Origin of the sequence: Lysinibacillus sp. NPDC097195 (assembly GCF_044762075.1) — a bacterium.
Classification (GTDB): domain Bacteria; phylum Bacillota; class Bacilli; order Bacillales_A; family Planococcaceae; genus Lysinibacillus.
Genome location: NZ_JBIWDP010000001.1, coordinates 93,289 through 113,220 on the forward strand (window position 1 = coordinate 93,289; position 19,932 = coordinate 113,220).

Annotated in this window: 15 protein-coding genes and 1 other annotated feature; of the genes, 8 read left to right on the forward strand and 7 right to left on the reverse strand. The window is 40.2% G+C overall.

The annotated features are described in order from the left end of the window. Positions 1 to 71 precede the first annotated feature (71 nt). Positions 72 to 1,157, forward strand: coding sequence for a bifunctional 3-deoxy-7-phosphoheptulonate synthase/chorismate mutase (locus tag ACIQXI_RS00440; RefSeq protein ID WP_402920257.1), 1,086 nt, complete (start codon positions 72 to 74; stop codon positions 1,155 to 1,157). A gap of 182 nt (positions 1,158 to 1,339) precedes the next feature. Beyond that, the gene (ccpA, locus tag ACIQXI_RS00445; RefSeq protein WP_402920258.1) at positions 1,340 to 2,344 is read left to right on the forward strand and encodes a catabolite control protein A; all 1,005 of its coding nucleotides are present in this window, start codon (positions 1,340 to 1,342) and stop codon (positions 2,342 to 2,344) included. Between the two features lie 228 nt (positions 2,345 to 2,572). On the opposite strand, the gene ACIQXI_RS00450 is transcribed toward ccpA, so the two are convergent. From ACIQXI_RS00450 to ACIQXI_RS00460, 3 genes are read right to left on the reverse strand one after another with little or no spacing between them, the layout of a single operon-like run. Continuing rightward, the gene (locus ACIQXI_RS00450) at positions 2,573 to 3,733 is read right to left on the reverse strand and encodes an acetoin utilization protein AcuC (protein ID WP_402920261.1); all 1,161 of its coding nucleotides are present in this window, start codon (positions 3,731 to 3,733) and stop codon (positions 2,573 to 2,575) included. Further along, complete coding sequence (locus tag ACIQXI_RS00455) at positions 3,733 to 4,380, reverse strand: acetoin utilization AcuB family protein (protein ID WP_402920264.1); 648 nt, start codon at positions 4,378 to 4,380, stop codon at positions 3,733 to 3,735. Before ACIQXI_RS00455 ends, ACIQXI_RS00450 begins: the two co-directional genes overlap by 1 nt. 23 nt (positions 4,381 to 4,403) lie before the next feature. Further along, positions 4,404 to 5,036, reverse strand: coding sequence for a GNAT family N-acetyltransferase (locus ACIQXI_RS00460; protein ID WP_402920267.1), 633 nt, complete (start codon positions 5,034 to 5,036; stop codon positions 4,404 to 4,406). Positions 5,037 to 5,538: 502 nt separating this feature from the next. On the opposite strand from ACIQXI_RS00460, the gene acsA reads away from it, so the two are divergent. The 5 genes from acsA to ACIQXI_RS00485 all read left to right on the forward strand — a co-directional run bounded on the left by acsA (position 5,539) and on the right by ACIQXI_RS00485 (position 11,778). Beyond that, the gene (gene acsA, locus ACIQXI_RS00465; RefSeq protein WP_402920270.1) at positions 5,539 to 7,266 is read left to right on the forward strand and encodes an acetate--CoA ligase; all 1,728 of its coding nucleotides are present in this window, start codon (positions 5,539 to 5,541) and stop codon (positions 7,264 to 7,266) included. 233 nt (positions 7,267 to 7,499) lie between these two features. Then, positions 7,500 to 8,534: an N-acetyl-gamma-glutamyl-phosphate reductase gene (gene argC, locus ACIQXI_RS00470; RefSeq protein WP_402920273.1), complete on the forward strand. Its 1,035-nt coding sequence runs from the start codon at positions 7,500 to 7,502 to the stop codon at positions 8,532 to 8,534. Positions 8,535 to 8,628: 94 nt separating this feature from the next. Beyond that, the gene (gene argJ / locus ACIQXI_RS00475) at positions 8,629 to 9,861 is read left to right on the forward strand and encodes a bifunctional glutamate N-acetyltransferase/amino-acid acetyltransferase ArgJ (protein ID WP_402920276.1); all 1,233 of its coding nucleotides are present in this window, start codon (positions 8,629 to 8,631) and stop codon (positions 9,859 to 9,861) included. Next, positions 9,824 to 10,609: an acetylglutamate kinase gene (gene argB / locus ACIQXI_RS00480; protein WP_402920279.1), complete on the forward strand. Its 786-nt coding sequence runs from the start codon at positions 9,824 to 9,826 to the stop codon at positions 10,607 to 10,609. Before argJ ends, argB begins: the two co-directional genes overlap by 38 nt. 38 nt (positions 10,610 to 10,647) lie before the next feature. Then, positions 10,648 to 11,778, forward strand: coding sequence for an acetylornithine transaminase (locus tag ACIQXI_RS00485; RefSeq protein WP_402920282.1), 1,131 nt, complete (start codon positions 10,648 to 10,650; stop codon positions 11,776 to 11,778). Between the two features lie 73 nt (positions 11,779 to 11,851). On the opposite strand, the gene ACIQXI_RS00490 is transcribed toward ACIQXI_RS00485, so the two are convergent. Both ACIQXI_RS00490 and ACIQXI_RS00495 read right to left on the reverse strand, forming a co-directional pair. Continuing rightward, a complete protein-coding gene (locus tag ACIQXI_RS00490; RefSeq protein WP_402920285.1) occupies positions 11,852 to 12,733 on the reverse strand; it encodes an NAD-dependent epimerase/dehydratase family protein in 882 nt (293 codons plus the stop codon). 90 nt (positions 12,734 to 12,823) lie between these two features. Continuing rightward, a complete protein-coding gene (locus tag ACIQXI_RS00495; protein ID WP_402920288.1) occupies positions 12,824 to 15,919 on the reverse strand; it encodes a transglycosylase domain-containing protein in 3,096 nt (1,031 codons plus the stop codon). A 102-nt stretch (positions 15,920 to 16,021) separates the two neighbouring features. After that, positions 16,022 to 16,224, forward strand: a binding site (T-box leader). A 69-nt stretch (positions 16,225 to 16,293) separates the two neighbouring features. Here ACIQXI_RS00495 and tyrS point away from each other — a divergent pair. Then, a complete protein-coding gene (gene tyrS / locus ACIQXI_RS00500) occupies positions 16,294 to 17,562 on the forward strand; it encodes a tyrosine--tRNA ligase (protein ID WP_402920291.1) in 1,269 nt (422 codons plus the stop codon). Between the two features lie 82 nt (positions 17,563 to 17,644). Here tyrS and ACIQXI_RS00505 read toward each other — a convergent pair whose 3' ends face one another. After that, positions 17,645 to 18,454, reverse strand: coding sequence for a cobalamin-binding protein (locus ACIQXI_RS00505; RefSeq protein ID WP_402920294.1), 810 nt, complete (start codon positions 18,452 to 18,454; stop codon positions 17,645 to 17,647). 121 nt (positions 18,455 to 18,575) lie between these two features. Further along, on the reverse strand, positions 18,576 to 19,781 hold the full coding sequence (locus ACIQXI_RS00510; protein ID WP_402920297.1) for an iron-containing alcohol dehydrogenase: 1,206 nt from the start codon (positions 19,779 to 19,781) through the stop codon (positions 18,576 to 18,578). Between the last annotated feature and the right edge of the window lie 151 nt (positions 19,782 to 19,932).

Below are 19,932 nucleotides of genomic sequence, written 5' to 3' on the forward strand. Positions count from 1 at the left end.
CTATTATCTAAAAATGTAACATACATTTCAGAGTTCTGAAAGTGTCTGTCATGGGGAGAGGAGCAAGAAGCATGAGCCAAAAGGATTTAGAAAGCTTACGTAGTCAAATTGACGGATTAAACTTAGAGATTCTTCGTCTAATTAACGAACGTGCAGCTGTAGTAGATGAAATCGGTAAAATTAAAGAAAAACAAGGTGTTAATCGCTATGATCCATTACGCGAACGACATATGCTAGATTTAATTAAAGAACACAATCACGGTCCATTAAACCAAATGACGGTTGATTATATTTTTAAACAAATCTTTAAAACAGCATTAAAACAACTTGAAGCTGATAAAAAGAAAGAATTACTTGTATCACGTAAGAAAAAATCAGAAGATACTGTCATTAATATTAATGGTGAGCTAATTGGGCAAGGAAAACCATCTTTCGTATTTGGTCCTTGTGCGGTTGAGTCTTACGAGCAAGTAGCAGCTGTTGCAGCATCTATTAAAGCTAAAGGTGAAAAGTTAATCCGTGGTGGTGCTTACAAACCTCGTACTTCTCCATATGACTTCCAAGGTCTTGGTTTAGAAGGGCTTAAAATTTTAAAGCGTGTATCTGAAGAATACGGTTTAGGTGTCATTACGGAAATTGTTACACCGGGCCATTTAGAAGAAGCGCTTGATTATATTGATGTCATCCAAATCGGTGCACGTAATATGCAAAACTTTGAGTTATTAAAAGCAGCTGGTGCAACAAACAAACCAGTACTATTAAAACGTGGTTTAGCAGCAACGATTGACGAGTTCATTCATGCGGCAGAATACATTATGTCTAAAGGCAATGAAAATATTATTCTTTGTGAGCGTGGCATTCGTACGTACGAAAAAGCAACACGTAACACATTAGACATTTCAGCAGTACCAATTTTAAAACAAGAAACACATTTACCGGTATTCGTCGATGTAACACACTCAACTGGTCGACGCGATTTATTATTACCATGTGCGAAGGCAGCAATTGCGATTGGTGCAGATGGGGTAATGGCAGAAGTGCATCCAGATCCATCTGTAGCACTTTCAGATTCACAACAACAAATGGATATTCCAACATTCGATGCTTTCTACGAAACGCTACAAAAATTCATGAAGAATTATGAAATACACGCATAATGATTTGATTTTTACACCGCTTGCGCAATAAGCAGGCGGTGTTTACTATATCGTGACAAAAAAATGTCTATAATAGTACTATTTGTCCTTGGAATTTCATTACGTGTTCGTACTTCTTCTTGAAAATGGAGCGAAAATTATCGTATGATAAGGCTATAAAAGGAAAAAGGGAGGCACGTACGATGACTGTTACAATTTATGATGTTGCACGAGAAGCGAATGTTTCGATGGCAACAGTTTCTCGTGTAGTCAATGGTAATCAAAATGTAAAACCGGCGACACGAAAAAAAGTATTAGAAGTAATAGAACGATTAGAATATCGTCCGAACGCAGTAGCGCGAGGGTTAGCAAGTAAGAAAACGACAACAGTTGGCGTGATTATCCCAGATATTGCAAATAATGTTTATGCGGAGCTGGCACGTGGTGTAGAGGATATTGCGACAATGTATCGCTACAATATTATTCTTGCCAACTCAGATCAACACGAAGATAAAGAGCTGCAGCTGTTAGATACAATGCTAGGTAAACAGGTAGACGGTATTGTCATGATGAGTGATGAAGTAACAGAAAAAATGCAACAATCGATGGATCATTCTCCTGTACCAATTGTACTTGCAGGTTCTGTAGATGAATCACAAACAATTGCCACTGTTAATATCGATTATTTCCAGGCAGCTTATGAAGCGATTTCGTTACTCGTTCAAAACGGTCATACGCGAATCGGCTTTGTAACCGGCCCGCTTACTTATACAATTAATGGTAAATTCAAGCTTGAAGCTTATAAAAAAGCACTGCAAGATGCAGGCATAAGTATAGATGAATCACTAATTGCCGCTGAAGAATCTAGCTATGATATGGGCTTAGAGGCTTGGGAAACATTATCTGCTCTTGACAACCCTCCTACTGCTTATTTTGCAGGTAGCGATGAACTTGCTATTGGCTTGATTCATGGTGCGCAAGATGCTGGTAAAAATGTGCCAGAGGATATAGAAGTCATTAGTTTTGAAAATTCGAAGTTGGCTCGTATGGTGCGTCCACAGCTGACAAGTGTTGCACTGCCGCTATATGACATTGGCGCTGTTGCGATGCGATTACTGACAAAGCTTATGAATAAAGAGCCTGTAGAAGACGAAGCGGTAATCTTACCGCACCGTATCGAACATCGACAATCTGTGAAAAGCAAATAACAAAAAACACGTAAATCTCATGGTAGGATTTGCGTGTTTTTTTATGGGAAAATATGTGCTTGCAAACGTTGTTGTCCGCTACGGCGGATGCTTTCCGCTCAGCACACAGTAAGCCGCAACCCTCGCTTACGCGCTAGGAATTCCCGCGTCTTACTATGTGTGCTGTTCTTAGCAGGAGTCGCCGCCTCCGCTACCAACAACTAGTGTAATTGATTAAGTGACTGGCACCTAACTGCGTTTTTCAGTGCGGATAATATGTAACGCTTTTTCTAGCATTTGGGCGTTTTTTTCTTCAATTTCCGCTTTTCGCGGGATAGGTTCATAGAGAGGATTTGGATCTTCCCATGTTGGGATAAAAGGTACGGGTGCCTCTGGCTGCCAACGGTCTAACCATGCTTGTGGTAAAGCACCTGTTGGTATTGGTTGATCAGTCATTTCTAGCCATAGCATCGACCATGCCCTTGGCACAACACGCCATATGTCGTAACCACCACCACCAACAGCAATCCATTTTCCGTCACAATATTCGTGTGCTAGCTTGTGCGCAAGTTTTGGAATTTCCTTATATATATTTATAGTGCCGTACAAATGTGTTAATGGATCAAAATAATGTGCATCGGCTCCATTTTGTGTTAACACAACATCAGGTTTAAAATATTCGAAAACTTCACGCATCGCCTTTTCATATATTTCTAAAAAACTGTCATCTTCGGTAAAAGCATCAATTGGAAAGTTAAAGGAAGTACCATAACCTTGACCATTGCCACGTTCAGTTATATTACCTGTGCCAGGAAATAAATAACGTCCTGTTTCATGTATTGATAAAGTACAAACATCCGGATCTTCATAGAAACTCCATTGTACACCATCCCCATGATGGGCATCCGTATCCACGTAGAGTACACGAGCTTTGTATTTTTCCTGCAAATAACGAATGGCAACAGTACTATCATTATAAATACAAAAACCAGATGCTCGCCCACGGAAACCATGATGTAGCCCACCGCCAAGATTTAGCGCATGCTGAGCTTTTCCTTCCATTACATAATCGACAGCTGTTAATGTGCCGCCGACAAGCTGGGCACTTGCTTCATGCATATTTTGAAAGATTGGTGTATCTTCAGTGCCAATACCATAGCTTGCACATTGTGCCTCGCTCAGTTTACCATGACCAGCATTTTTAACAATTTCGATGTATTTCGGATCATGTGCAAGCAAAAGCTCTTCTTCAGTGGCAATGCGAGCAGGGACGATATCCACCTCATCGAGTGCCCCTATATTTTTTAGCAAATCCATTGTTAGCGTCAAGCGTTTATGATTAAAAGGATGTGTATCTGAAAATTTATAACCCAGTTGCTCAGGTGAATAAACAAAGACAGCATTTTTCATTATAATGAAACACCTGGTAGATTCGGCCATAACACATCAAAGCCTTCTTGGCGAAGATTTTCAATGATAGCAAGTGGGTTTAGTGTTTTTACTCGGACGCTTAAAATTTTATTTTGGGTATTTTCAGAATCAGGATATACTAAGACGCTTTGGACATTTGCATGATGCAAATTAAAAATCTTTGTAATTTCGAATAATACACCGGGTGTATCACTAACACGAATTTCAATTTTGGAGCCAGGTTCAGTGGCACCCGTTAATTCTATATATGTGTAAAGTAAATCGGTTGTAGTCACAATCCCGACGAGTTTTCCACCAGAGACAATGGGTAAACAACCTACCTTTGCCTCATAAAAAGTTAGTGCTACTTCTTCTACAAAGTCAAGTGGGTGTCCGACAAGTGGGTTTTTAACCATAATATCTTCTACCTTTGCCCGAAACACGGGAGAATCCGGTTCATCTTTCAATGAGGAAGGTAATGCCTCTTTAATATCGCGCTCCGTAATGACACCTAGCACATGACGTTCGTTATCGATAACGGGTAAATGTCGCACTTTTTTCTCGCGCATCAATTTCAACGCTTCTAGAACAGTGTTTGTCGGAGCCAATGTGTAAGGCTCATCATTCATTATTTCTTCAACAATCATATACGTATCCCCTTTGTGTTGGTTTAATACATGAAGCGATTTCTAAAACGAAGTCGGTCGAATCTTTCCATTGTTTCAGGAGGCACTCGTTTGCCCTCGCGAGCCATTAGGCAGTTAGCAGGGTGTGATGTAATTTCAGGATCATCTGTAGCAAAATATTCGAAGCCAACAGAACTCATCATTCGCTCCATCATTTTGCGGTAATCCCAGACATTTAATCCTGTACCTTTTAAATCCCAATGCCAATAATATTCGGTTGTGATAACGAGGTAGTCTTCCATCTCATCCCCCATAAAGGACACCGCTAACAAGGCTTTGCCCGCACCAGTCCCACGATAATCAGGAATGACCTCAATGGCACCTAACTCTATCATATTATCAATTCTGTCCTCTGCCCATCGTTCAAGCGGATCAGGATATAGATAGGTAACGTAGCCTACGATAATGTTGTCATTTCGAATGATAATAATGCGGCCTTCAGGGAGTCCTGCGATTTCTATAATAGCCTGCTGTTGTTGTTTAGGAGGTCTAAAGGCAACTAATCCCTCGTGGAATGTATATGTAGCTAATTTTTCTGGAGAAACAGGCCCTTCCACATAAACAGTACCATGCTTTGTCTCCTTTGTAACAGAAAAAAAAGTCTTTTTATGTTCCATAATTACACCACCTGAGTTTAATAATTCCATTATAGCTGATTTAAAGCGGAAATACGCTTAAATTTACGAATTATAACTATACTTTTGGAAAAATAAAAATATTGAGACATTCTGGATATTTTCGTGTAAAATAGATTTATATTGCAACTGTTATTTAACAGATAAATGTTGTTATATTAAGCATTGTAGTTAAGGTGATAGCATAAACTGTTCTATAACAAATGCTCCATAACGTATTTGTCTTTGGAGAAAGTAGCGAATTTTAATATATGGCGAAATTGTTTCAATTGCCATTTATTAACTTAATTTTCCGTTTAGGGGATGGGGCTCACTTTTTTGTCCTTTATAGTGAGCTTTCAGGGGAATTAATGTAGCGCAAGCAAAGTGCGGACGAAGTGGCAGGCAGCTACGATTACGTTGGGGCGTAATTGCAGAGAGAAAGCGTAAGTACGTTGGAAATTTGCTTACTTATGAACTAAAGCAAAAAGGAAGGGGTTATTTCATGGGGATGAAAACGATGGAGAAATTAAAAGCAAAAACAGGGCATTATCATTTGCCAAATTATGAGGAGGCAGCTGCAAATCATGATTGGGCAGAAACTGAAAAAGCATTTAGCTGGCATGAAACAGGATTAGTCAATATGGCGTATGAGGCAATTGATCGTCATACCGAAACTGCTCGGAAAAATAAAGTTGCACTCTATTATAATGATGGTAAGCGTAAGGAAGCATTTTCTTTTAATGAAATGAAAAGGCTGACGAACAAAGCAGCAAATGTGTTTAAAACAGCGACGAACTTGGAAAAAGGCGATCGTTTATTTATTTTTATGCCTCGCTCACCTGAGCTGTACTTCTCATTATTAGGTGCTTTAAAAATGGGTGTGATTGTAGGGCCGTTATTCGAAGCATTCATGGAAGGTGCTGTGTATGATCGACTTTTAGATAGCGATGCGAAAGTGCTAGTTACAACGCCTGAATTATTAGAACGAGTACCATTAGCTAAACTTCCTAACTTGCAACATGTATTTTTAGTAGGATCGGATATCGAAGAATCACCTCAAATTTTAGACTTTAATCAGCGGATGAAAGAGGCATCTGCTAAGTTTGATATAGAGTGGGTAGATCGTGAAGACGGGATGATTTTACATTACACTTCCGGCTCGACAGGTGCACCAAAAGGAGTATTACATGTTCATAATGCAATGCTTCAACAATATCAGTCAACGCAGTGGGTACTTGATTTAGGTGACAATGATATTTATTGGTGTACAGCTGATCCAGGTTGGGTAACGGGTACTTCTTATGGCATTTTTGGACCATGGTTAAACGGTGTCACAATGCTCATTGTTGGTGGGCGATTCTCTCCGCAAGCATGGTACCAAGCTATTGAAGACTACAGTGTCACAGTTTGGTATAGTGCGCCAACAGCATTCCGTATGTTAATGGGTGCTGGTAGTGGCATGTTGGAAAATTATGATCTATCATCATTGCGCCATGTATTATCTGTTGGGGAACCGCTTAACCCAGAAGTTATCCGTTGGGGTAGTGAAGAGTTGGGGCATCGCATTCATGATACTTGGTGGATGACAGAAACAGGTGCGCATATGATTTGTAATTATCCGAGCATGGATATTAAGCCAGGCTCAATGGGCAAACCTTTACCTGGCATACATGCGACAATTGTAGATGATGCCGGTAATGAAGTGCCACCATTTACAATGGGCAACTTAGCTATACGTAGAGGTTGGCCAGCGATGATGCGTCAAATTTGGGGTAATCCTGCGCGTTACGAATCGTACTTTTTAAAAGGTGAATGGTACGTATCTGGTGATTCGGCTTACATGGATGATGAAGGTTATTTCTGGTTCCAGGGTCGAGTGGATGATGTGATTATGACAGCTGGTGAACGTGTGGGACCTTTCGAAGTAGAGAGTAAGCTACTAGAACATCCAGACATTATTGAAGCAGGGGTTATAGGTAAACCTGATCCTGTGCGTGGTGAAATTATTAAAGCATTTGTCTCTTTACGGGAAGGCGTGGAGCCGTCTGATGCTTTAAGTGAAAATATTCGCGAGTTTGTCAAAAGAGGGTTATCGGCTCACGCAGCACCGAGGGAAATTGAGTTTAAAGAAAAATTGCCAAAAACACGAAGCGGCAAAATAATGCGACGTGTGTTAAAGGCGTGGGAGTTAAATTTACCTACTGGTGATCTTTCTACAATGGAAGATTAAGAGACTTTAACACATAATTTATTTTTATTCAATTCATGTATAAATAGGAGGTAGGGATTCTTTCGTTTAAGGAGAGAGTTCCTACCTTCTTTTTCTTATTTAGCGGGAATAAATTTGAAATTATAACACTTGTAACAGAAAATTGAGAAAATAATAGTAATAAATAAAAATTCAGTTGACTTAATAATTATGCAGACGTATACTGTTTTTAACTTATTTTAGAGGTGAGTGTAATGAAAGTAGGAATTGTTGGCGCAACAGGATATGGAGGATTGGAGCTTATCCGCTTTTTACATAATCATCCGGCGGTAGAGCATATTGATTTATTTACATCGACTGAGGAAGGTGTCTTATTTTCCTCCAAGTATGGTCATTTAGTTACGATGGCAGATTGGCCGTTACAAAAAATCGATTACGATGCATTAGCGAAATTGGATGTAGTGTTTACTAGTACGCCTTCAGGTGTAACAAGTGAACTGTTACCACCTTTAATTGGTAAAGGTCCGAGGTTAATAGATTTATCAGGGGATTTCCGATTAAAGGATCCAACTAGCTATGAGCAGTGGTATGGAAAAAAAGCTGCACCGTTAGAAATTATTCAGCAAAGTGTTTATGGCTTAACTGAATGGAATGCTCAGAATGTGAAAAATGCCTCTCTTATTGCGAACCCGGGATGCTATCCAACAGCGGTCCTGCTTTCGTTATTACCACTAGTAAAAGCGCAACTGATTGATTCAAATTATCTCATCATAGATGCGAAAAGTGGCATTTCTGGAGCTGGCAATAAACCGTCGCAAACGACACACTTTAGTGAAGTGAATGAAAACTTCTCTATTTATAAAACTAACAGACATCAACATATTCCTGAAATTGAGCAAGCAATCTCTATGTTTGCAGGTGTCGACACAGCCATTACATTTAATACCCATTTAGTGCCAATGACACGTGGTATATTATCGACTGCTTATGCGCCATTAATGCCGGGAATTACAGAGCAACAACTTGTTGCTTGCCTACAGGCAACATATGAACATCATCCATTTGTACGGGTAGTGACGGATGTTAATAGCCTTGCTACCAACCGTGTAAAAGGCTCTAATTATTGCGATATGTTCGTCAAAGTCGATAGCCGTACAAATCGTGCCACGATTGTGGCAGTTATTGATAATTTAGTCAAAGGGGCAGCAGGGCAAGCTATTCAAAATATGAATGTGCAATTTGATTTACCGCAAACAACGGGCCTAGACATTGTACCGTTGTTTATATAAGTGCCAGGCACCTAAACAATTTTGAATATTGCGAATTGTGTGAGTGCCAGGCACCTAAACAAGGCACCTAAACAATTAAAGGAGGAATATGATTATGACATTAACGGTATCAACGAACGTAATGAAAAAATTATCGAGTAAAAATATTGTATCACCAAAGGGCTTTAAAGCGGCAGGTATTCATTGCGGCTTAAAGCATAAGAAAAAAGATTTAGCGATTTTAGTTAGTGATGTACCTGCAAGTGTTGCTGGTGTATTTACAACAAATGCGGTGCAAGCGGCACCGTTAAAAATAACAAAAGAGGTTGTCTACACAACAAAAAAAATACAGGCGATGATTGTAAACTCTGGCAATGCCAATGCATGCACAGGGAAGCAAGGCGTCATAGATGCACAATCCATGCAAGCTTTAGCAGCCGACAAATTAGGAGTGGCTGCAAATCTTGTCGGTGTCTGCTCCACTGGTGTCATAGGAGAAATTATGAATATGGAGCCAGTTGCAAGTGGGATCTCACAATTAGAGCCTAAGGATAACTTGGAGAGTGCTATCGATTTTGCGCAGGCAATCTTAACAACGGATACAGTAATGAAAAATACGAGCTATAGCACATTGGTAGATGGCAAAGAGATTATCATTGCCGGTGTAGCAAAGGGCTCAGGAATGATTGAACCGAATATGGCGACGATGCTAGGTTTTATTACAACAGATGCCAATATTGAATCAGATGTCTTACAAGCGGCATTATCGGAAATTACCAACCAGACATTTAATGCAATTACGGTAGATGGTGATACATCGACAAATGATACGGTAGTCGTGATGGCAAATGGTCTAGCTGGCAATAATTCTTTAACATCTGCACATCCTGATTGGCATAACTTTTACTATACATTAAAAACAGTAGCAGAAGATTTAGCGAAAATGATTGCCAAAGATGGTGAAGGTGCAACGAAATTAATTGAAGTTGAAGTAGCGGGTGCGATTTCAGATGAGGAGGCGCGTAAAATTGCAAAAACAGTTGTTGGTTCGCCACTAGTAAAAACCGCTGTATTTGGATGTGATGCAAACTGGGGACGCATTATTGCAGCAGTTGGCTACAGTGGGGCAATTGTTGACCCTGACAAAATTACCATTCAAATTGGTGGCGCAACAATGGTAGAAAACGGTGAACCGATTGCTTTTTCTGAAGATGAATTAATTCAAATTTTAAAGATGCATGAAGTGAAAATCTTTGTGTCACTTGGTATTGGCGAAGGCAAGGGGCATGCTTGGGGATGTGACTTAACGTATGACTACGTTCAAATCAATGCATCATACCGCTCGTAAACGCATGGTAATAAAGCTTGGCGGTAGTACGTTGGAAGGCTTAAACGAGGCATTTTTTAAGAATTTCAAAAAACTACAGGATAGTGGTGTCGAACTGATTATTACACATGGCGGAGGCCCTGCTATTAATCGACAACTGGCTGCCCGACAAATTGAATCCTATGCACTAAATGGCATTCGCGTAACGACTGAGGCAGCAATGGAGGTTGTCCAATCTACATTACTTGGACATGTGAATCCTGCGCTTGTACATGAGTTAACAACGGCTGGTATTACTGCAATTGGACTAAATGGCTTTGATGGACAATTGCTGGTAGCGGATTTTTTAGACAAAGATATTTACGGCTTTGTAGGTTCTGTACAATCGGTGAATACAACACTATTAGAATCAATTATCGCGGCTGGAGTTGTCCCCGTTATTGCGTGTGTCGGGGTTAATCTAAAAGGGCAAGGGCTAAATATTAACGGCGATATAGTGGCAAGTGAAGTAGCACTTGCTATTAGCGCAGAAAGCTTACTGCTAGTGACGGATGTTGCAGGTATTCGTATTCAAGATGAATATCAAACGGAAGCAACAGCTGCGTTAATAGCACAATGGATTGAGGAAGGTCATATTTACGGTGGTATGATTCCGAAAGTACAAGGAGCAATTGAATGCTTAAACGCAGGTATTCCTTCTGTCCAAATCGTAGGTGATTCATTAGAAGGAACAACAATTATACGAAAATTAGAAGACGCCATGCTGTAAGGTGGCATCCTTAATAATGATAAAGAGGGGTTGATAGGATGAGCGCTTTATTTGGCAATTACGGCAAACGCCGTGCACAAATTGTAAAAGGGCGAGGAACGATTGTAGAAGATACGCAAGGTAAGAAGTATTTAGATTTTACAAGTGGTATTGCCGTTGTGAGTCTTGGGCATGCACATCCCGCCATCGTAAAAGCTATTCAAGAACAAAGTGAAAAGCTTTGGCACATGTCAAATTTATTTGATATTCCTGGGCAGGAGATTGTTGCTCAAAAATTAGTGGCAAATACACATTTAAAGTATGCATTTTTCTGTAATAGTGGTGCGGAAGCAAATGAAGCGGCCATTAAAATGGCTCGTAAGCATACAGGCAAACATCATATTATTACCTTCGAAAAATCATTTCATGGTCGAACGTTTGGAGCAATGTCAGCAACTGGTCAAAGCAAAATACATAATGGCTTTGGTCCGCTTGTTGAAAAGTTTACAGTGTTGCCATTTAATGACGTAGAAGCGTTAGAAGCAACGATAGACGATTCAGTTGCAGCGATCATGCTCGAAATGATTCAAGGTGAAGGTGGTGTGAATAGTGTATCACCACAATTTGCAGAAGCAATTGCAAACATATGTGATGACAAAGGCATTTTATTAATTGTTGATGAAGTGCAAACGGGAATTGGCAGAACGGGAACTCGTTATGCATTTGAACAAACTGTTTTGAAGCCAAATATCGTGACATTAGCTAAAGGTTTAGGGGGAGGTTTCCCTGTAGGAGCAATGCTAGGCACGGCGGACTTGTATGATACGTTTGGTCCGGGCACTCATGGTACTACTTTTGGTGGAAATCCTTTAGCGATGCGTGTAGCTGAAACGATTCTTGATCACGTTTTTGAGCCAAGTTTTTTAGCAAATGTGCAAGAGATATCTTCGTTTTTTGTAAAACAGTTACAAGCTAATTTACCGACAAACTATACGGTGCAAGGGCAAGGATTATTACTTGGAATTGGTTGTGGCGATACAGAGGTAGCATCTTATATTATGGCTGCCGAAGAAAAGGGCTTGCTTCTTGTAGGGGCAGGACCAAATGTCATTCGATTGTTACCACCGCTTACAGTGTCTAAAACAGAGATTGACGAGGCGGTAGAAATACTAAAAACGATATTGCAATAATTGAGATTACTAGAAAAAGTGTTAGGTTGACTACTGTTAATCTAACACTTTTTCCTTTTATCCCCAAGATATTTTATTGCAGTTGTTTCACCAATGTATGGACAAGGGTAGGGAGCCAATCGTTTAATTGACTAAATGTAAAGCCTGCCTCTTGTGCCTTAGCGTTGGACATATACCAATGATTTGGAATTCCATAAGGTGACCTAGAATGTTCGTCACCACCAATGAGTGACACTTTTGCGCGTTTGTTCGTTTCATTTTCAATTAATTCTAGTAATGATTTTAATGAAATAGTACCTGTTGCTGTAGCGTTATAGGGACCTTCAATTGGCGCAACGCCTGCAAAATATAAAAATGCTGCTGCTTCCTCATCGGTAATGAAACTCATTTTTGCGTCAACATTTGGCAATGTAATAGGTTGTTCATTTAATATGTGTTCTACGTGAAAATGCAATCGGCGTGTATAATCATGTTCACCAACTACAATAGGGAAACGCACAGCGACAACAGGAAATGTTGCTTCTTGATAAAAGACAGCTTCTGCTTGACGTTTACCTTCTCCGTATGTGAAATCATTAATATCGCCCATACGAATCTCGTATTCATGCGGATTAAAATCAGCTTCTGTTTTCATATGACCATCTGCTTCATATGTAGCTAGCGTTGAAGTGAACACAAGCTTTTTCGTTTTGTTTTTTAATATTTGGGACATTTCATGAGCACTGTTTGGACAATAACAAATATTATCGTAAACGACATCCCATGTTGTATTAGCTAGAGCTTGAGTTAATGCTTGCGCATCATTGCGATCTGCAGTAATCTGTTGTACTTGTTCGCCAAATGGATTGCCGCTTTGACCGCGCGTTAATATCGTCACATCGTGGTTATTTTGAAGGCATAGCTCTACTAATTTTTTTCCGAAGAAGCGAGTGCCACCTAAAACTAAAATTTTCATTTTATCTCCCCTTTGTTTAGTTGTCCTCTTAATAATGACAAAAAAATAGGCTTACTACAATTGAAATTTCGTTGTAGTAAGCCTATTTGATTATTCGGTTGGGGTTTCGGTTGGAGGTGTTGTCCCTCCATTATTACCAGAACCATTCCCGTTATTTGAGCCATTGCCGTTATTGCCGGAACCGTTACCGCCATTCGAACCGTTGCCGTTATTACCGGAACCGTTACCGCCGTTACCGCCGCTGCCTCCATTGCCGGATCCGCTGCCACCGTTACCGCCGTTGCCACCAGTACCGGAACCATTGCCGCCATTCGAGCCACCGCCGTTATTACCGGAACCGTTGCCACCATTTGAGCCATTGCCGTTATTGCCGTTGGCCGGTGGAATTGGCACATTTGGCGATGTTGGGTGATCGCCATCATCTTCTTTGTCTTCGTCAGGTTTTGTCTCGCTACCACCTGTTGAAACAACATTGGATTGTGCTGAAGTTAAACCTGTAATATCTACAGCGACAACTGCATAAGCTTGTCCACTAGCTACAGTCATACTTTGAGTCGCTTCTAATACCGAAGAAACAAGGGTGTTGCCGCCATTTGTGACATTATAAATTCGATATCCTACTACATCATTGGAAGAGCCACTCCAAGAAAGGGTGTTGCCATGAATAGATGCAGTGACAGCTGCGGGTGCACTAGAATCTGCAGGGAAGTCGACAGCTGATACAGATGAATTTGATAATGATGAGTTTTTAGGCAGTAGACTTGCTGGGTTACCACCTAGTCTACCTAGCATCCGTTTTATAAAGGCTTGGTTAATACCCGCCCCACTAGCTTTTACAAACTCTGCAGGCGTATTCGGATGTGCGTTATATGTTTTGCCTTGAATTGTTACAACGCTCGAAGCCGCTAAGCTATCATCGGGTTGTGACGGTAAAAAGACTTTCGCATTGAATAAATCTGAGCGAACCAGTCCTGCACTCGCACATGCTGCTGAAGGTGCTAGACCAGAAATACCACAGAATGAAGCAGTCACTACATTTTTTGGTGCCTTAAAGTTTGTTGGGGCATCAATTTGTTGTGGATCTACGTCATAGACTGAGTTCATTAATGTACCCCATAGTTTGTTAATGCGGGCACTCGGTTGCAAGTACGTATTATTAAATGCATCCAGTGAGCGTTGTTTATCGTAGCCCATCCAGACACCTAGGGAAACATTTGGATTATAACCAACTAACCAAACGTCATTCGTGTTTTGTGAAGTACCTGTTTTAGCTGCAAAATCAGAATTGAATTTTAATGTATTTTTTGCAACTGTCCCTGTACCTTTTGATAATACATCTCGCAACATGTCTGTCACGATATAAGACGTTTCAGGACTAAATACTTGTACAGGTTCTGCTTCATGTTGATAAATAAGATTACCATCTTGGTCTTCTATTTTTTCAATCATATAGGCATCAACAAACTGACCACCATTCGCAAAAGTTGCATAAGCATTTGTATTTTCTTCAACAGTTGTACCTACTTCTAAAGCACCAATACCTGTTGAAAGGTTTGTATAATCTTCAGGTTGTAAATCCGAGAAGCCCATTTTTGCTAAAAACTCAGCAGGACGTCTATTTAAGATGTCGTAATATAGGCGTAGGGTTGAAATATTTAGAGAGTCAGCTAACGCTTCACGCGCAGGAACAAGACCGCGTTCATCGGTTGCCGAGTAGTTTTTCGGACTCCAAGTGCCAATAGAGAATTTGACGTCTACTAATGGACTCCCTGCACCAATCACACCGTATTCAATTGCTGGTGCATATACAAGTAAAGGTTTCATTGTTGAACCATTTGAACGGGTAGAGCGAGTTGCGTGGTTTACTTGACTCGTTTTGAAATCACGACCACCTAGGAAACTTAAAATTCGTCCTGTGTTATTTTCGATTAAAATACTGCCCACCTGTACAGGCATTTGCACATCGATTTCTTCACCTGTTACAGGATCTTTGCCTTTGCCTGTATACGTTTGTCCGTAATATTTAAAGTTATCAGCCGCTTTTTCCATGGCATCGTACATATCTTTGTTGATTGTGGAATAAATACGATAGCCTTTTGAACGAACATCGCGGTCAGCTAAAATTGAATATTTCTCTTCTAGTTTACTTTCTGTTTTTAAGCGTTCTGGATCGATGCCATCTTCTTGCGCTAACTTTTCAGCAATAATTTGCTTCGCGCGTTCTTCCAGTTCAAACGTTAACCAAGGATAACGATCTTCTGGACGTGCTTCTGGCGAACGGAAATCTTTTGTAATATCGTAAGCGAGGGCTTCTTTGTATTGCTTCTCAGTAATGTAGCCTGCTTCTCTCATACGATAGAGTACCGTTTTCATACGATCGATGCCTAGTTTTAAAGCTTCTTCACTTTTTAGCACACCTGTGTTGGTAAATGGTGTGTAAGTATAAGGTGCTTGAGGAATACCAGCTATGTAAGCGGCTTGCGGAAGTGTTAAATCCTTTGCCTTCACATTAAAAATACCTTCAGCTGCTGTTTCAATTCCGGCGATATTACGCCCGGTAGCATTTCGACCATAAGGAATAATATTTAAATAAGCCTCTAATATTTCTTCCTTTGTCATAAAGTGCTCTAAGCGCATAGCAAGTAGTAGTTCTTTTGCTTTTCGCTCATAGGATACTTCATTTGTTAACACTTGGTTTTTAATAAGTTGTTGTGTTAATGTAGAGCCACCTGTCTGCGTGGCAGAGTTTGTGACATCTTGCAGTAGCCCTCGAATAACGGCTTTTGGAACAATGCCATTATGCTCACGGAAATATTCATCTTCCGTTGCGAGTACTGCATTAATTAAATCGGGTGCTACAGCGCTCAGAGACGTTTCACGACGTTCTAAATCTGTCCGTAATTTCCCAATATAAATATCGTTGGCAAAATAAAGTTCACTTGTTTCCTCATAATTGAATATAAGGTCGCGTAATTCTTCTTTTGAGCGCAAAGGCTCTTCCTTAACAAGTGAGGCAAAATAGCCGGCGCCAACAGAACCAACAAATACTGTGCCTAGCAATGCAAAGACTAAAAATAGTAAAAATAAGTTCCAGACAACGCTGCCTGAAATACGTAATGTCTTCATCCATTTTTGTTCGAGTAATGCATCGATCTTTGCATTGATTTTCTCAATCCAATCCTTCAAGGTATCGACCTCCTAAAATCTTGTTTATTATAGCATATAATGAATTGTCTCGAACATAGTTATTGACATTGAAAAAGAATCGTTTAGAATAATGCTTATAGTTTTCTAGTGATGAAGAGTTTGCAGTAGTGTCTATATTCCCTGTTTAGAGAGCCGGCGGTTGGTGAAAGCTGGTCATAATGTAGAGACGAATTACGTACTTGGAGCTTAGACGTGCGCGCCTGCGATAAAGGCGATTGAATGAGAGGAAGATGGATGACATCTTCAAGCCGGGTGGTACCGCGTTAGTTAATAACGTCCCTGCATGCAATATTTTGCGTGTAGGGACTTTTTTGTGTCTACACGCTCTAAAAACATTTTAGGAGGAAGAAACAATGACAAACGAATTATTACAAGATTTAGAATGGCGTGGTTTGCTGTACCAACAAACAGACGCTGAAGGCATGGCCAAACTGTTAGCAGAGCAGTCTGTTTCTTTGTACTGTGGTGTAGATCCAACAGCTGACTCTATGCACATCGGTCATATCGTGCCTTTATTAACGCTTCGTCGCTTCCAAAAAGCAGGTCACCGTCCAATTTTACTTGTTGGTGGTGCGACAGGGATGATTGGAGACCCATCTGGTCGCTCTGAAGAACGTCAACTACAAACAGTAGAGCAAATTGATAAAAACGTGCAAGCCATTCGAGGCCAATTAGAGCGCATTTTTGAGTTTGCAGAAGATGGAAATGGCGCGCAATTAGTCAACAACCGTGATTGGATTGGCGAAATTGGCACAATTGAATTTTTACGAGATTACGGGAAATTAATTAATGTTAATTACATGTTAGCGAAAGATACGATTGCATCCCGTCTTGATACAGGTATTTCATTTACTGAATTTGCATACACATTAATTCAAGGTATTGATTACAATCATTTATACAATCATTACAACTGTCGCATTCAAGTAGGTGGTTCAGATCAATGGGGCAATATTACAACTGGTTTAGAGGTCATTCGTAAAACACATGAGGAAGAAACGAAAGCATTTGGTATTACAATTCCTCTAGTAACAAAAGCAGATGGTACAAAATTCGGGAAAACAGCTGGCGGGGCAGTGTGGTTAGATAGTAAGAAAACTTCTCCGTACGAGTTCTACCAATTCTGGATTAACGCAGCGGATGCAGATGTCATTAAATACTTAAAAATCTTTACATTCTTAACACGCGAAGAAATTGAAGCATTAGCTGTATCGGTTGAAGAAGAGCCACATTTACGTAAGGCGCAAAAAGCGTTAGCAGAGGAAATGACACGCTTAATTCATGGTCAAGAAGCATTAGACCAAGCGATTCGTATTACAGCAGCATTATTCTCTGGTGATTTAAAAGCACTTTCTGCAGAGGAAATGAAGGATGCGTTTAAAGATGTTCCTTCTATTGAAATGGCGAAAGAAGCGAAAAACATCGTAGATTTACTTGTCGAAGCAGGCATTTCATCTTCAAAACGTCAAGCACGTGAAGATGTAACAAATGGTGCAATTAGCGTAAATGGCGAAAAAATCATGGATTTAGAATATGCGGTTGATGCAAAAGATCGCCTAGAAGATGCATTTAGCATTGTACGTCGCGGTAAGAAAAAATACCATATGGTAAAATTCGTGTAGTTTGGGTGCCAGGCACTCACACAATTCCCACACAATTCAACATCCCCTCGAATTCATAATATTCGAGGGGATGTTTTGATTTTTAGCATTGTAAAAAGCTTGGTAGTGCTACTCGTTGATAACTTTCTGGGTGTAGCAGTTGCGCAAGCTTCAGCGCGCCTTCTACTAATCGAGGTGATGGGCGGCAATACAACCATTCTTCCATGACATGGATGTGTTGCATTTGAACTGCCAGTAACTCGTTGGCAGCTGGGCGCTTCAATAAGTGAGCAGGTTTAATGCGCTCATAGGCAACGCCTACCCATGCCATTAAAATATAATCTGGATTACGGCGAATAATCTCTTGCCAATCTGTTTGGACATTGGCTAACTCGATATCGTGGAACAGATTTTGTCCCCCTGCTAGACTGCTAATTTCTGTGAGCCAATTGACTTTACCTGGAGTAAAAATAGGATTAGGCCACCACTCCCAATACAATGTTGGTTTATTTTGAATGCTTTGGGCAATCGTTTCAAGCTGTGCGATAAAGTGTAAATATTCTTCAGCAATTTTTTTTGCCTGCTCTTCTACGCCACATGCAATACCTAGTGTTAGAAGATCTTGTGCAATTTCGTTTAATGAGTTGGCATTAAAGACGATGTGGGGAATGTTTCTTTCTTGTAGCGCCTCTATATTTTTTTCCATTCCCGGTACACTTAGCGATGCGAGTACAAGGTCGGGCTGCAATGCCTCTAATGCATCCATATTAATTGATAAATCGGGTCCTAACTTAGGCAAATCCAGCACAGCTGACGGCCAATCTGAAAAATCATCAACCCCGACAAGCTGATGAGTCAACCCTAAATAGGCAACAAGCTCTGTGTTGCTTGGGCAAATTGAAATTAAACGCATATCTTTCCCCCAATATCTTTTTAAGAAAAGTATAGCTTTCACTAGGCATACATACAATAAGCGATTGTTGTATGCTCAAAAAAAGACATGTCTCAGAGAGACACGTCTTTTCATCCATATATTAAGAAAGAGCAACAGCTTCAAGTGTTTGTGCTGATTTGACAACAGGTCCCATGGCAGCTGCAATAATTTGCTTAATGTCCTCTAATGTAGCTTTACGAGGGTTTGTTGCAGCACAAACGTCTAACATTGCATTTTTAGCTAAAATTTCGATATCCTCATCCTTCGCACCTAATTCACGGAAGCCACTTGGAATATTCAAATCTTTAGACAGTTTTTCAATGGCACAAATTGCTTTTTCAGCAGCATCACGTTTACTGATGCCTTCAACATTCTCACCTAATAGCTCAGCGATTTGAGCAAAACGCTCAGTTCGTGCTGTTAAGTTAAAGCGGCATACATGCGGTAATAAAATTGCATTACATACACCATGCGGTAAGTTGTAGAAGCCGCCTAATTGGTGGGCGATAGCGTGTACATAGCCAAGGGAAGCGTTGTTGAACGCCATACCTGCTAAAAATTGTGCGTAGACCATTTGTTCACGCGCTTCTAAATCTGCACCATTTGCATATGCACGTGGCAAATATTCAGGAACTAGCTGAAGTACTTTTTCGGCACATGCATCCGTAATAGGTGTTGCATTTGTCGATACAAACGCTTCGATAGCATGCGTTAATGCATCTACACCCGTTGCAGCTGTTAGAGCTGGCGGTAAGCCAATCATTAATTCTGGATCATTAATCGAAATAAGCGGTGTCACGTTTTTGTCAACAATCGCCATTTTTACTTTACGTGCAGTATCCGTGATGATTGTAAAGCGTGTCATTTCGCTTGCTGTACCAGCAGTTGTGTTAATCGCGATTAATGGCACCAGCGGGTTTTCTGATTTGTCAACGCCTTCATAATCATGAATGCGTCCACCATTCGAAGCAATAAGTCCGATACCTTTTGCTGCATCATGTGCACTTCCGCCTCCAAGGGATACAATTGAATCACAGTTTTCTGCATGATAAACAGCGATTCCATCTTCAATGTTTTGATCTGTTGGATTTGGTTCTGCTTTAGGGAAAATTGCAACATCAATTCCAGCTGCTGTGATGATGTTAGCAATTTGCTCAGAGAGACCTAATTTGTGTAAGCCCTCATCTGTTACGATTAATGTCTTCTTCACTTCTAAATCATTTAAGCGTTTACCAACTTCTTGAATTGCTCCAGGTCCAAATAAGTTTGTTTTTGGCATTACAAATTGCTTTAGAACGTCTGACATATTTCCAACCCCTTTAAGAAAATTGTTATTGCTTGAATGATGGCGTACCACCTTTCGAAATCCATATTATTCTATTTTTTTTGAAAGTTCAAGCAGTATTTTTATTAAAATTGTAAATATTTTTACTGTTATTATTTCACAAAAAAGTAAC